General features: G+C 59.6%; 13 protein-coding genes. 8 read left to right on the forward strand and 5 right to left on the reverse strand.

Annotated features, from left to right (window positions below; translation table 11 throughout):
- Nucleotides 1–12 precede the first annotated feature (12 nt).
- On the reverse strand, nt 13–618 hold the full coding sequence (locus C4J90_RS08355; protein WP_124361967.1) for a TetR/AcrR family transcriptional regulator: 606 nt from the start codon (nt 616–618) through the stop codon (nt 13–15).
- A gap of 135 nt (nt 619–753) precedes the next feature.
- Here C4J90_RS08355 and C4J90_RS08360 point away from each other — a divergent pair, with 135 nt between their 5' ends.
- Nucleotides 754–1,668, forward strand: coding sequence for a DUF808 domain-containing protein (locus C4J90_RS08360; RefSeq protein WP_124419600.1), 915 nt, complete (start codon nt 754–756; stop codon nt 1,666–1,668).
- 207 nt (nt 1,669–1,875) lie between these two features.
- Here the strand turns inward: C4J90_RS08360 and C4J90_RS08370 are convergent, their stop codons facing one another.
- Entirely contained in the window at nt 1,876–2,664 is a 789-nt protein-coding gene (locus C4J90_RS08370; protein WP_124361970.1) for a VacJ family lipoprotein, read from the reverse strand.
- A complete protein-coding gene (locus C4J90_RS08375) occupies nt 2,657–3,955 on the reverse strand; it encodes a serine/threonine protein kinase (protein WP_057722697.1) in 1,299 nt (432 codons plus the stop codon). Before C4J90_RS08375 ends, C4J90_RS08370 begins: the two co-directional genes overlap by 8 nt.
- Nucleotides 3,956–4,189: 234 nt before the next feature.
- On the opposite strand from C4J90_RS08375, the gene C4J90_RS08380 reads away from it, so the two are divergent.
- Nucleotides 4,190–4,558 (forward strand): hypothetical protein, encoded by a 369-nt coding sequence (locus tag C4J90_RS08380; protein WP_124419601.1) that lies wholly within the window; start codon nt 4,190–4,192, stop codon nt 4,556–4,558.
- Between the two features lie 104 nt (nt 4,559–4,662).
- Here the strand turns inward: C4J90_RS08380 and C4J90_RS08385 are convergent, their stop codons facing one another.
- The gene (locus tag C4J90_RS08385) at nt 4,663–6,216 is read right to left on the reverse strand and encodes a glycosyl hydrolase family 17 protein (RefSeq protein ID WP_124419602.1); all 1,554 of its coding nucleotides are present in this window, start codon (nt 6,214–6,216) and stop codon (nt 4,663–4,665) included.
- A 333-nt stretch (nt 6,217–6,549) separates the two neighbouring features.
- Between C4J90_RS08385 and C4J90_RS08390 the strand changes: the two genes are divergently transcribed.
- From C4J90_RS08390 to C4J90_RS08400, 3 genes are all read left to right on the forward strand, one after another.
- On the forward strand, nt 6,550–7,401 hold the full coding sequence (locus tag C4J90_RS08390; RefSeq protein ID WP_003233255.1) for a glycine betaine ABC transporter substrate-binding protein: 852 nt from the start codon (nt 6,550–6,552) through the stop codon (nt 7,399–7,401).
- A gap of 261 nt (nt 7,402–7,662) precedes the next feature.
- Nucleotides 7,663–7,974 (forward strand): DUF485 domain-containing protein, encoded by a 312-nt coding sequence (locus C4J90_RS08395; protein ID WP_124361973.1) that lies wholly within the window; start codon nt 7,663–7,665, stop codon nt 7,972–7,974.
- Complete coding sequence (locus tag C4J90_RS08400; RefSeq protein WP_124361974.1) at nt 7,971–9,629, forward strand: cation acetate symporter; 1,659 nt, start codon at nt 7,971–7,973, stop codon at nt 9,627–9,629. Before C4J90_RS08395 ends, C4J90_RS08400 begins: the two co-directional genes overlap by 4 nt.
- A 244-nt stretch (nt 9,630–9,873) precedes the next feature.
- Here the strand turns inward: C4J90_RS08400 and gltA are convergent, their stop codons facing one another.
- Complete coding sequence (gene gltA / locus C4J90_RS08405; RefSeq protein WP_124361975.1) at nt 9,874–11,163, reverse strand: citrate synthase; 1,290 nt, start codon at nt 11,161–11,163, stop codon at nt 9,874–9,876.
- A 365-nt stretch (nt 11,164–11,528) separates the two neighbouring features.
- On the opposite strand from gltA, the gene sdhC reads away from it, so the two are divergent.
- The 3 genes from sdhC to sdhA are packed head-to-tail and all read left to right on the forward strand — an operon-like array spanning nt 11,529 to nt 14,041.
- Nucleotides 11,529–11,903, forward strand: coding sequence for a succinate dehydrogenase, cytochrome b556 subunit (sdhC, locus tag C4J90_RS08410; RefSeq protein ID WP_124361976.1), 375 nt, complete (start codon nt 11,529–11,531; stop codon nt 11,901–11,903).
- A complete protein-coding gene (gene sdhD / locus C4J90_RS08415) occupies nt 11,897–12,265 on the forward strand; it encodes a succinate dehydrogenase, hydrophobic membrane anchor protein (protein WP_003233245.1) in 369 nt (122 codons plus the stop codon). Before sdhC ends, sdhD begins: the two co-directional genes overlap by 7 nt.
- Nucleotides 12,266–12,268: 3 nt before the next feature.
- Nucleotides 12,269–14,041, forward strand: coding sequence for a succinate dehydrogenase flavoprotein subunit (gene sdhA, locus C4J90_RS08420; RefSeq protein WP_124361977.1), 1,773 nt, complete (start codon nt 12,269–12,271; stop codon nt 14,039–14,041).

The following is a 14,041-nucleotide window of genomic DNA, read 5'->3' on the forward strand; positions in this document are numbered from 1 at the left end:
CACTGCGGTCTTTCAGTCCGGCTCACACCCCTTGAGCACCAACCGAATAATCGTTTGCGCCGCCGCTTCATAATCCGCTTCATCCAGCTTGGCCTTGCCGGTCACCGCCGAAATCTGCCAGTCGAAATCGGCATAGGTCTGGGTCGCGGCCCAGATGCTGAACATCAAGTGGTTGGGCTCGATCGCCGCGATCAGGCCGCGTTCCACCCAATGCTGGATGCAGTCGATATTGTGCTTGGCCTGGGCATTGAGCTGTTCGACCTGCTCGGCACTGAGGTGGGGAGCGCCGTGCATGATTTCGCTGGCGAACACCTTGGAGGCAAACGGCAAGTCGCGGGAGATGCGGATTTTCGAGCGGATATAGTTGCTCAACACTTCCTTGGGCTCGCCCTCGGGGTTGAACGGCGTGGAAGCGGCCAGGATCGGCTCGATAATGCTCTCGAGCACCTCGCGGTAGAGGTTGTCCTTGGACTTGAAGTAGTAATAGACGTTGGGCTTGGGCAGCCCCGCCTTGGCGGCGATGTCGCTGGTTTTGGTCGCGGCGAAGCCCTTGTCGGCGAACTCCTCGCTTGCCGCCCGCAGGATCTTTTCTTTGTTGCGCTCGCGAATGGTGCTCATAAACCAGGAACTTCCTTGCCAGGACAGGCGGTTGCGCATGGTAGCACCGGCTATCCGCGGGCCTCAACAATGTGCCCGCAAAGCGTTGCGCCGCGCTATGCTCGCGCCATCTCTCACTTTACGGATACCCGATTCATGGCAGGAAGCAGCTTGTTGGTTTTGCTCGACGATATCGCCGCTGTACTCGATGACGTTGCACTGATGACAAAAATGGCGGCGAAGAAAACTTCGGGTGTGCTCGGCGATGACTTGGCGCTGAACGCCCAGCAAGTGTCCGGGGTGCGCGCCGAGCGCGAAATTCCCGTGGTGTGGGCGGTGGCCAAGGGCTCGTTTGTCAATAAGTTGATCTTGGTGCCGACGGCGCTGCTGATCAGCGCGTTTGCACCCTGGGCGGTGACGCCGTTGTTGATGCTGGGCGGCGCTTACCTGTGCTTCGAAGGTTTTGAAAAACTCGCGCACAAGTTTCTGCACAGCAAGGCAGAAGACCAGGCCGATCACGCGCAGTTAAGCGAAGCGGTGGCCGACCCGGCGACGGACCTGGTGGCCTTCGAAAAGGACAAGATCAAAGGCGCGATTCGCACCGACTTCATTCTGTCGGCCGAAATCATCGCCATCACCCTGGGCATCGTCGCTGACGCGCAGCTTACCCAGCAGGTGATCGTGCTGTCGGGCATCGCCATTGTCATGACCGCAGGCGTTTACGGGTTGGTCGCGGGTATCGTCAAGCTCGACGACCTTGGGCTGTGGCTGACACAGAAGCCGGGCCAAGTGGCGCGCAGTATTGGCGGCGCCATCTTGAGTGCGGCACCGTACATGATGAAAAGCCTGTCGGTGATCGGCACGGCGGCGATGTTCATGGTCGGCGGCGGGATCCTGACTCATGGCGTGCCGGTGGTGCATCACTGGATCGAAACCGTGAGCCAGAACACCGGGGCGCTGGCGTGGTTGATGCCGACATTGCTGAATGCGGTGGCGGGGGTTATTGCCGGGGCTTTGGTGCTGGCAGTGGTCAGCTTGGTCGGCAGAGGTTGGAAGGCGCTCAAGGCATAAACAGCGCCCACAAAAAAGGCCATTCAGTCGAATGGCCTTTTTTGTATGAGAGAGATGATCGTTCCCTCGCTCCGCGTGGGAATGCATCCCTTGACGCTCCGCGTCACCCTTGCGCAGGTGCTGGATTTTGCGCTGAAAGCGGGACGCGGAGCGTCCTGGGTGGCATTCCCACGCGGAGCGTGGGAACGATCTTGTAAGGGGCGCTGTTTACTCGGCAATCTGCAACTTGCGCGATTCCGTGTAGATATAGCGCACCTTTTCATACTCGAACGGCGAGTTCATCTGGCCGTAGCGGAAGCTGGTCTGGTAGCGCTTGTCCACGGCGCGCAGGGCCCAGATTTCCGGGTGGTTGGAGCTGACCTCGGACACGTTGAGGAAGTTGATCTGCGACTCGGCGGTGTAGTCCACCAGCAAGCCTGCGGTATCGCGCAGGTTCGACGGGCCGAAGATCGGCAAAACGACGTAGGCGCCGCCCGGCACACCGTAGAAGCCCAGGGTCTGACCGAAGTCTTCGCTCTGGCGCGGCAGGCCCATGGCGGTAGCCGGGTCCCACAGGCCGGCGATGCCGATGGTGGTGTTGACCAGCAGGCGTCCGGTGGTCTCCAGGGAGCGATGGCCCTTGAGTTGCAGCAGGCTGTTCAACAGGTTGGGCACGTCGCCCAGGTTGTTGAAGAAATTGCTCACGCCGGTGCGCAGGAAGCTCGGCGTGACGTAGCGGTAACCGTCCACCACCGGCAGGAACACCCATTGGTCGAAGCGATAGTTGAAGTGGTACACGCGGCGGTTCCACGACTCCAGGGGGTCGTAGACGTTGAGCGCGGTCAGCGACGAGCGCTCGAATTCACGCTGGTCCAGGCCGGCGTTGAACTTGAGTTTGGTCAACGGTTCCTTGAAACCGTCGGCACCGACCTTGACCGGTTCATGGGCCTTGCTGTTGTCGGCATTGGCCACGCCCGCGCACATCAGTGCGGCAAGCAGCAGAAGATATTTAGCCACGGAAGAACTCCAGCATGGCGTCGGCGTTGACGCGGTAATTGAGGTTGCCGCAGTGGCCGCCCAGCGGGTAGACGGTCAAGCGATCGCCGAAGGTTTTACGCAGGAAACCCAGGTCGCCCGGGCCGAGGATCACGTCGTCGGCGTTGTGCATCACGGCGATCTTCGGGCTGGCGTGCAGGTAGTCCTTGAGCGCGTACAGGCTGACCTGGTCAACCAGTTGCAGCAGGCTGCCGCCGTCGGAGCGGGCGCGCCACATCGGGATCACCTGTTCGGTGAGGTAGCAGTCGAAGTCGCACTGCAGGGCACGCTTGAGGAACGGCGTGAGGCTGGTGCCTTCGGTGATCGGGTATTTCGGCGGGATGATCAGGCCGCGACGGTTGATCAAGTCCGAGGTGAAGGCGATGTCGGCAGCGGAGAAACGAAACGAGGTGCCGATCAGCATGGCCATCTGTTCGTTGGTCAGGTGCTGCTTGGATTGCTGGAAGTCGTAGAGCAGGGCGTCGTTGAGGTCGATGTAGCCCTTTTGCTGGAAGTAGCGGGTCAGCTTGCTAAGCACCAGCTCATAGAAGGTGGTGGTGTTGTTGATGCCCTTGACCTCGGTCTGTACCAACTTGTCGAGGTTGGTGATCGAGGTGTAGAGGTTGACCGGTGGGTTGAGCAGCAGCACTTTCTTGAAGTTGAAGCTGCGACGGGTTTCGTCGAGCTTGCTGACAAACGCCGCGTCCAGGGCGCCCAGGCTGTAGCCGGTCAGGTAGAAGTCAGTGACCGGCAGCGAGGCGTTCTGCGCGCGCACGGCTTGCATCACGCGGTACATGTCTTCGGCGTCTTCCTGGGTGATACCCGGAGTGGCGAAGCGCGACGCGGCGCTGATGAAGTCAAAGCTGGTCGGCGACGACAGCTGCACCACGTGGTAGCCGGCCTGGTAATACAGTTTCTTCAGGTATTCATTGATGCTGCTGTCAAACCGCGCACCGGTGCCGGCGATCAGGAAGATCAGCGGCGCGGCGCGGTCCTGCTTGGCAATGCGGTAGGTGAGTTTCTTCACCGCCCAGAAGTTGTCCGGCAGGCTGAACTCGCGCTCGGGGCGCATGTTCAAGGTGTAGTCGGATTGATTGATCTCGTCGTCAGTCGGCAGGGTTGGCCGAAGATCGGGCGGCGTGGTGGCAATGGTCGCTTCGAACGGGTTCGTCAAAGGGTAGCCATAGCTGGCCTGGTCGATATCGACGGCCAGTGCTGACGCACTCAAAAAAAGGCTGCCCAGCAAGGCAGCACAGCGCAAGGAACGGAGCATGACTTAATCCCTAGGAGGAAAGGTGCTGAATGAAATTCGCAGGCTATGACCACCGCGTTGCCACCGAAGTGCCAGCCCTCGGCACGAAAAGTCGGAAAAAACGTCGGAATCGGAGTAATAGCTGGCAGAAGATACACTTTGCCACGCATTGATGAACAGATATCTGCGCAGACACCTTGCTAACGGCCCCCGTGGGATTAAGCTGAGCGCCGTTTTTGCCTATCGGAGTGCCCCATGTCCCGTCGTTTGCCGTTGATCCTGCTGCTTATCGCCCTGCCGTTATGGTTGGCGGCCAGTTACGCCGCGCGTTACGGCTTCATGGAAGACGGGCAGTGGGTCGGCATCTGTGCGGATGAGGCCAGCCGTTGGGAATGCCAGGTGCGTTCGAACCTGGGCTTGATGATTCATTTCAAGGTACTGGGCTGGGCCGCGCTGGTGACCTCGGTGCTGGGGTTTTTCGTACCGGGCCGGGCGGGATGGAGCTTGGCGGTGCTGGGGCTGGTGTTTGGGTTGCCGGCCCTGGCGTTGTACAACACCACGTTTGCAGTGTTTGCTGTGGTGATTGCAGGGTTGCGGTTGGTCAGGAAGCCTCGCGTCGCCTGATAGGGCCAATCGGGGGCAAGCCCCCTCCACACTTGATTGGGTTCACACATTTCCATTTGTGAATACGGTCAAATGTGGGAGGGGGCTTGCCCCCGATGGCGGTGTTAGGACTTGCGCACCCGCAAGCAACGCCACAAAGCTGCAACCATCATCACACTCACCACCGCCCACCCCCAGGCCTGCTGATTCAACAAACCTTCCCGGAACAGCTGCGGCGCAATGCCGGCACCGATGATGAAGGCCAGCAAAGCAATCTCCCGACGCGGCCCGCTCACCGGGCGCACCAGGTACACCAGGGCCGGCAGCACCAGTGCCGCGCTGGGGAAGCTGCGATAACGCGGGTCGAACACCAGCGCCAGCATCATCACCGCACCGGCAAAGCCGGCAATCGCCACCAGCCAGCCCGCACGTTGCTGCAGCCAGTTGAATGCGCGTTCACGCCAGCCGTCCCTGGCGCTGAGTGCCAGGGCGGCGTGGGCCAGTACCAGCAGGTTCAACACCACCAGCAAGCCGGCCCACACCCATTCATCATTAAAGCGCGCGGTGACGCGGGTCAATTCGGCCCAGGTGCCGAGGGAGCATGCGGCAATCGCACCCAGCAGCGGCAGTGCGAGGGCCGCGCGGGTTGTGCGCACGCGCCCGCCCAACACCAATGTACCCAGCAGAATCATCCCACCAACGCCCAACCACAGCGGCCAGTACGGTACGTTGCTGACCGGCCCGGCGAGGGTGCCCTTGTCCTGGCGATCAGCATCGAACAGGCCCCAATAACCGCCCACTGCGCCTTCACTGGCGCGCTTCCAGGGCTGGTCAAAGGCTTCGATCAGGTTGTAACGCCAGCCATTGGCTTCGGCCATGGCGACAAAACCACGCATGAACTTGGCTTCGTTGACCCGGCTCGGCAAGGCGGTTTCGCGCTGGCGGCCTTCACTGGGCCAACCGGTTTCGCCGATCAGGATGTCCTTGGGCGCGAACTTGTGGCCGAAGGTCTGGCGTACATCGCCTACGTGTTTGAGCGCCTGGTCGATGCCGGACGGCTCATCTTCCCAGTACGGCAGCAGGTGGATGGTCAGGAAATCCACCGCCGGGGCAATTTCCGGATGCTGCAACCAGAACTCCCACACATCGGCGTAGGTGACCGGCTGCTTGATCTGGCGCTTGACCGTTTGGATCAGCGTCACCAGTTGTTTGGCGGTGACTTCCTTGCGCAACAGCGCTTCGTTGCCGACGATCACCGAGGTCACTACGTCCGGGTTGGCATTGGCTGCCGTGATCAACTCTTCGATTTCCTTTTGAGTGGCTACCGGGTCACTGCTGACCCAGGCGCCTGCCATCACCTTCAAGCCATGCTTGCGCGCCATGCCCGGCAAGGCTTCCAGGCCGGTCATGGAATAGGTGCGGATGCATTCAAAGCGTGTGGCCAGCAGGGCCAGGTCGGCGTCCATGCGCTCGGGGCGCAGCTGGAATGGCTGGTCGAACGGCGACTGGTCCTTGTCGAACGGCGTATAGGACGCGCATTGCAGCTTGTGGCTGGCGCTCGCCACATCCGGCAGCACCACCGGCCGGCCGAGGCCATACCAGTAGCCGACGAGGGCAAGCAAGCCAATGAACAAGGCGAAAACATAGGGCAGGGCAGGGAGGCGGGCAGTCGCGGGCATGGTCGGCTTATCTGGGAGAGCAAAGGCGCGCATCTTACCCGTAATTGTCGCGTTCCAGTGGGGCTGCATACTTTTGACATGCAAAGTTCGGGCGGGAATAGGTGGGCAAGTCCTACAAAGTGGTCTGCTGGCGATGTGATGTCGTTTCTTGCTCAACCAAGGTCGCTGACAGAGCAGGGCAAAGGCCTACGCAGGTTGATGATAAAACTGTCAGTACTCCACTGATGCCTCAGCAACCGGATCGATGCGCGTGAAGGGGGCGCGGTGCACCGTATAACAACAGGTTGACGTCGCTCGGCATTCGTCGGGCGCAGCACTTTCGGGGAAGTACATATGAAGATGCGACGACTCTTGGGCGCAGCTGCCACTCTGGTAGTTGCGATGGGCTCCACACTGGCCAGCGCCGACAGCAAAACCCTGAGCATCGGTTACGTGGACGGCTGGTCCGACAGCGTTGCCACCACCCATGTGGCGGCAGAAGTGATCAAGCAGAAGCTCGGCTATGACGTCAAACTGCAAGCGGTCGCCACCGGGATCATGTGGCAGGGCGTTGCCACCGGCAAGCTCGACGCCATGCTGTCCGCCTGGCTGCCGGTGACTCACGGTGAATACTGGACCAAGAACAAGGATAAAGTGGTCGACTACGGCCCCAACTTCAAGGATGCAAAAATTGGCTTGATCGTGCCGGAGTACGTCAAGGCCAAGTCCATCGAAGACCTCAAGACAGACACCACGTTTAAAAACAAGATCGTCGGCATCGACGCCGGTTCAGGCGTGATGCTCAAGACCGACGAAGCCATCAAGCAATACGGCCTCGACTACAAACTGCAAGCCAGCTCGGGCGCCGCAATGATCGCCGAACTGACCCGCGCCGAAGACAAGCAGGAATCCATCGCCGTCACCGGTTGGGTGCCGCACTGGATGTTTGCCAAGTGGAAACTGCGTTTCCTGGATGACCCAAAAGGAATTTATGGTGCTGCTGAAACCGTCAACAGCATTGGCAGCAAGGGCCTGGAGAAGAAAGCGCCGGAAGTCGCGGCCTTCCTGAAGAAGTTCCAGTGGGCCTCCAAGGATGAAATCGGTGAAGTCATGCTCGCTATCCAGGAGGGCGCCAAGCCTGATGCAGCGGCCAAGGATTGGGTGGCCAAGCACCCTGAGCGTGTCGCTGAGTGGACCGCTAAATAACTCTGCATCTTGATGTAATCCCTTGTGGGAGGGGGCTTGCTCCCGATAGCGGTGTGTCAGCCAGCCAGTTTTCGGCTGACACACCGCCATCGGGAGCAAGCCCCCTCCCACATTAGTTTTGCACCACCTCAAATTTTTCTGTGCTCCAGCAATCCCTCGCTACACTCGATCTACTACTAAGGTCGTCTGGAACCCTTTCCACAGCCGCATACAGTGGATACGTTCCAATAATAAAAAAGCTGTGCTGCGAGGATAAAAACAATGAACGACAGCATTTACCTCTCGATTCAAAACAGCCCGCGTTTCAAGGAGCTGGTCAGAAAAAGAGAAAAGTTCGCCTGGATTCTCTCGGCGATCATGCTAGGGCTTTACTCCGGTTTCATCCTGTTGATTGCCTACGGGCCACACGTGCTGGGGGCCAAGATCAGCCCCGGTTCGTCGATTACCTGGGGCATTCCCCTGGGCGTCGGACTGATTGTGTCCGCCTTCATCCTGACCGGCATCTACGTACGCCGGGCCAATGGCGAATTTGACGACCTGAACAATGCGATTCTCAAGGAGGCTGCGCAATGATCCGGCGTCTATTGGCGGTACTCGGCGCTTCGCTGTTTGCTCCGGCCCTCTGGGCGGCCGACGCATTGACCGGCGAAGTGCAAAAGCAACCCCTGAACGTCTCGGCCATCGTGATGTTTGTCGCGTTCGTCGGCGCTACCCTGTGCATCACCTACTGGGCGTCCAAGCGCAACAAATCGGCGGCCGACTACTATGCGGCCGGCGGCAAGATCACCGGTTTCCAGAACGGCCTGGCGATTGCCGGCGACTACATGTCGGCGGCGTCCTTCCTGGGGATTTCCGCGCTGGTGTTCACCTCCGGCTACGACGGCCTGATCTATTCGATCGGCTTCCTGGTGGGCTGGCCGATCATTCTGTTCCTGATCGCTGAGCGCCTGCGCAACCTGGGCAAGTACACCTTTGCTGACGTGGCGTCCTATCGCCTCGGGCAAACCCAGATCCGCAGCCTGTCGGCCTGTGGTTCGCTGGTGGTGGTAGCGTTCTACCTGATCGCGCAGATGGTCGGCGCGGGCAAGCTGATCCAACTGCTGTTCGGCCTCGATTACCACGTTGCGGTGATCCTGGTAGGTATCCTGATGTGCATGTACGTGCTGTTCGGCGGCATGCTGGCGACCACCTGGGTGCAGATCATCAAGGCGGTGCTGCTGCTGTCCGGTGCCTCGTTCATGGCGCTGATGGTGATGAAGCACGTCAACTTCGACTTCAACATGCTGTTTTCCGAGGCGATCAAGGTTCACCCCAAAGGTGAAGCGATCATGAGCCCAGGCGGCCTGGTGAAAGATCCGATCTCGGCGTTCTCCCTGGGGCTTGCGCTGATGTTCGGTACTGCGGGCCTGCCGCACATCCTGATGCGCTTCTTCACCGTGAGTGATGCGAAAGAAGCGCGCAAAAGCGTGCTGTATGCCACCGGCTTTATCGGCTACTTCTATATCCTCACGTTCATCATCGGCTTTGGTGCGATCCTGCTGGTCAGCACCAACCCGGCGTTCAAGGATGCAGCAGGCGCCTTGCTGGGCGGTAACAACATGGCGGCGGTGCACTTGGCCAACGCGGTGGGCGGCAGTATCTTCCTGGGCTTCATCTCGGCCGTGGCCTTCGCCACCATCCTTGCGGTGGTTGCCGGCCTGACCCTGGCCGGTGCCTCGGCGGTGTCCCATGACCTGTATGCCAGCGTGATCAAGAAGGGCAAGGCCAACGAGAAAGATGAGATTCGCGTGTCGAAGATCACCACGGTCGCCCTGGCAGTGCTGGCTATCGGCCTGGGTATCCTGTTCGAAAGCCAGAACATCGCGTTCATGGTCGGCCTGGCGTTCTCGATTGCGGCCAGCTGTAACTTCCCTGTGCTGCTGCTTTCCATGTACTGGAAAAACCTCACCACCCGTGGCGCCATGATCGGCGGCTGGCTGGGCTTGATTAGCGCCGTGGGCCTGATGATCCTGGGCCCGACCATCTGGGTGTCGATCCTGCACCACGAGAAGGCGATCTTCCCGTATGAATACCCGGCGTTGTTCTCGATGATCATCGCGTTCGTGGGTATCTGGTTCTTCTCTATCACCGACAAGTCGGCGGCGGCAGAGAAAGAGCGTGCGCTGTACTTCCCGCAGTTCGTGCGTTCGCAGACTGGCCTGGGGGCGAGTGGGGCGGTTAATCACTAAGTTTGTAACTGGTTAAAGAAATGCCCCGGTCGAAAGGCTGGGGTATTTTTTTGCCTTGGATTTAGTGGTGTCTGGGTGATGGTCATCGGGAGCAAGCCCCCTCCCACAGTTGACCGAGTTCCAACATGAGAATGCGGTCAACTGTGGGAGGGGGCTTGCTCCCGATAGCGGTATGTCAGGCGACCCAAACAAAAACGGCCTCCACTAATGGAGGCCGTTCTCAATACAGCTTGCAGCTAAAGGCTTACTTGCGATCTTCCAGCTTGGTAATGTCACGCGACTCGTAGCCGGTGTACAGCTGGCGCGGGCGGCCAATCTTGTACGGGCTCGAGAGCATTTCCTTCCAGTGGGAGATCCAGCCCACGGTCCGCGCCAGGGCGAAGATCACGGTGAACATGCTGGTTGGAATGCCGATCGCCTTGAGGATGATCCCCGAGTAGAAGTCGACGTTCGGGTACAGCGAGCGTTCGATGAAGTATGGGTCGGTCAGGGCGATCTCTTCCAGGCGCATGGCCAGTTCGAGTTGCGGATCGTTCTTGATGCCCAGTTCCTTCAACACTTCGTCGCAGGTCTGTTTCATTACGGTGGCGCGCGGGTCGCGATTCTTGTAGACCCGGTGACCGAAGCCCATCAACTTGAACGGATCGTTCTTGTCCTTGGCCTTGGCGATGAAGGTGTCGATGTTGGACACATCGCCGATTTCATCGAGCATGGTCAAGACGGCTTCGTTCGCACCGCCGTGGGCAGGGCCCCACAACGCGGCGATACCGGCGGCGATACAGGCGAACGGGTTGGCACCCGACGAACCTGCCAGGCGCACAGTAGAGGTGGAGGCGTTCTGCTCGTGGTCGGCGTGGAGGATGAAGATCCGGTCCATTGCCTTGGCCAGCACCGGGCTGATCGGTTTGATCTCGCACGGGGTGTTGAACATCATGTGCAGGAAGTTTTCCGCGTACGTCAGGTCGTTGCGCGGGTACATCATGGGTTGGCCCATGGAATACTTGTAAACCATCGCGGCCAGGGTTGGCATCTTGGCGACCAGGCGGATCGCGGAAATTTCGCGATGCTCGGCGTTATTGATGTCCAGAGAGTCGTGATAGAAGGCCGACAGGGCGCCGACCACGCCGCACATGACGGCCATCGGGTGGGCGTCGCGACGGAAGCCGTTGAAGAAGGTCTTCAACTGCTCGTGAACCATGGTGTGGTTCTTCACGGTGCTGACGAACTGGGCCTTTTGCTCGGCTGTTGGCAGTTCGCCATTTAGCAGCAGGTAGCAGGTTTCCAGGTAGTCCGACTGTTCAGCCAGTTGTTCGATCGGGTAGCCGCGGTGCAGCAGGATGCCATTGTCGCCGTCGATATAGGTGATCTTCGACTCGCAAGAGGCGGTCGACATGAAGCCTGGGTCGAAAGTGAAACGGCCCGTGGCCGTCAGGCCCCGTACGTCGATAACATCGGGACCAACGGTGCCGGTTAAAATGGGCAGCTCGACGGGGGCTGCGCCCTCGATGATCAACTGCGCTTTTTTGTCAGCCATGTGGCCTCCTATTTATGCTTCAAATCATCAGACAGACCCCCCACGCAGGGCCCGCACCACTATAGTGAGATAAATTCAGATGTCAATTTGCCTAAAGTCTTGCTCCAGAAGGCTTTAACCGTACTTTTTCGTCGAAATTGCCTGCCATTTACGCCTTTTATCGCGTCAGCGCAATCAGCTATTAGGGTGAGGTGTGCGCGTTGTCATTAGTAACCTAACTGTCTATACTCGGCCACCGACCGCCAAGGGCTTTTGGGCTTGCTTTCATTGGGGGTCGCACTCCCTGGGTGGTGCTTACCTGACCAGTCGCACTCCCCAACAACTTTGCCCTGATTGTTAGGGGCTCTTCAGTGTGAAAAAAAGCCGTGAATAGCCAACGACCTGTAAACCTAGACCTAAGGACCATCAAACTCCCCATCACCGGCGTTACGTCGTTCCTGCACCGTGTTTCCGGCATCATCCTGTTCCTGGGCCTGGGCATCATGCTTTACGCATTGAGCAAATCCCTGGGTTCCGCGGAAGGTTACGCCGAGGTGAAGGCAACCTTGACCAGCCCACTGGCCAAGTTCGTAGCGTGGGGCCTGCTGTCCGCTCTGCTGTATCACCTGGTAGCCGGTGTGCGCCACTTGATCATGGATGCGGGTATCGGTGAGACGCTGGAAGGCGGCCGCCTGGGCTCGAAAATCATCATCGCCATTTCCGTGGTGCTGATCGTTCTGGCAGGAGTTTGGATATGGTAACCAGCGTAACGAATCTGTCGCGTTCGGGCCTCTATGACTGGATGGCACAGCGTGTGTCTGCGGTCGTTCTCGCGGCTTATTTCATTTTCCTGATCGGATACCTCGTCGCAAACCCGGGCATCGGCTATGAGCAATGGCACGGCCTGTTCGCCCACAATGCGATGCGAATCTTCAGTCTGCTGGCCCTTGTGGCCCTGGGCGCTCACGCCTGGGTCGGCATGTGGACCATCGCGACCGACTACCTGACGCCAATGGCGCTGGGCAAGTCCGCGACCGCAGTCCGTTTCCTCTTCCAGGCAGTATGCGGCATCGCGATGTTCGCTTACTTCGTCTGGGGTGTGCAGATTCTTTGGGGTATCTGATTCATGGCTAACATTCCTACTATTTCATTCGACGCCATCATTATTGGTGGCGGCGGTGCCGGCATGCGCGCTGCGCTGCAGCTGGCCCAGGGTGGCCACAAGACCGCCGTGATCACCAAGGTGTTCCCGACGCGTTCGCACACCGTATCGGCCCAGGGTGGCATTACCTGCGCCATCGCTTCTGCCGACCCGAACGATGACTGGCGCTGGCACATGTACGATACCGTCAAGGGTTCCGACTACATCGGTGACCAGGACGCTATCGAGTACATGTGTCAGGAAGGCCCGGCTGCGGTGTTCGAGCTGGACCACATGGGTCTGCCGTTCTCCCGTACCGAGCAAGGCCGTATCTACCAGCGTCCGTTTGGCGGCCAGTCCAAGGACTACGGTAAAGGTGGCCAGGCTGCCCGTACCTGCGCCGCGTCCGACCGTACCGGTCACGCGCTGCTGCACACTCTTTATCAGGGCAACCTGAAAGCCGGTACCACGTTCCTGAACGAGTACTACGCTGTCGATCTGGTGAAGAACGGCAAGGGCGAGTTCGTCGGCGTGATCGCCATCTGCATCGAAACCGGTGAAACCACCTACATCCGCGCCAAGGCTACCGTGCTGGCGACCGGCGGTGCAGGCCGTATCTACGCGTCGACCACCAATGCCCTGATCAACACCGGTGACGGCGTCGGCATGGCACTGCGTGCAGGCGTACCGGTGCAAGACATCGAAATGTGGCAGTTCCACCCGACCGGCATCGCCGGCGCCGGTGTACTGGTGACCGAAGGTTGCCGTGGTGAAGGTGGCTACCTGATCAACAAGCACGGCGAGCGTTTCATGGAGCGTTATGCGCCGAACGCGAAAGACCTTGCTGGTCGTGACGTCGTGGCCCGTTCGATGGTCAAGGAAATCATCGCCGGCAACGGCTGTGGCCCGAACGGCGACCACGTACTGCTCAAGCTCGATCACCTGGGCGAAGAAGTGCTGCACAGCCGTCTGCCAGGTATCTGCGAGCTGTCCAAGACCTTTGCTCACGTTGACCCGGTGGTTGCGCCGGTGCCAGTGGTTCCGACTTGCCACTATATGATGGGCGGCGTGCCGACCAACATTCATGGCCAGGCAATCACCCAGAACGCCGATGGTGTGGACGAGATCATCCATGGTCTGTTCGCGGTAGGCGAAGTGGCCTGCGTATCGGTTCACGGTGCCAACCGCCTGGGCGGCAACTCGCTGCTCGACCTGGTGGTATTCGGCCGCGCTGCCGGCCTGCACCTGGAAAAAGCTCTGACCGACGGCATCGAATACGATGACGCCACCGACGCCAACATCGAAGCCGCCCTGGCGCGCCTGAACGCTCTGAACGAGCGCACTGACGGCGAAGACGTGGCAACCCTGCGTCGCGAGCTGCAAAGCTGCATGCAGAACTACTTCGGTGTGTTCCGTACCGGCGAATACATGCAGAAGGGCATCGCCCAGCTGGCCGACCTGCGCACGCGCATCGCCAACGTCAAGATCAACGATAAGAGCCAGGCGTTCAACACCGCGCGTATCGAAGCCCTTGAGCTGCAAAACCTGCTGGAAGTGGCAGAAGCGACTGCGATCGCCGCCGAGGTTCGTAAGGAATCCCGTGGCGCCCACGCTCGTGAAGACTTTGAAGACCGCGACGACGAGAACTGGTTGTGCCACACCCTGTACTTCCCGGGTGACAAGCGCGTAACCAAGCGTGCCGTGAACTTCTCGCCGAAGACGGTGCCGACGTTTGAACCGAAGATTCGGACTTACTAA

This window comes from Pseudomonas sp. R2-60-08W (assembly GCF_003852335.1).
Lineage (GTDB): Bacteria > Pseudomonadota > Gammaproteobacteria > Pseudomonadales > Pseudomonadaceae > Aquipseudomonas.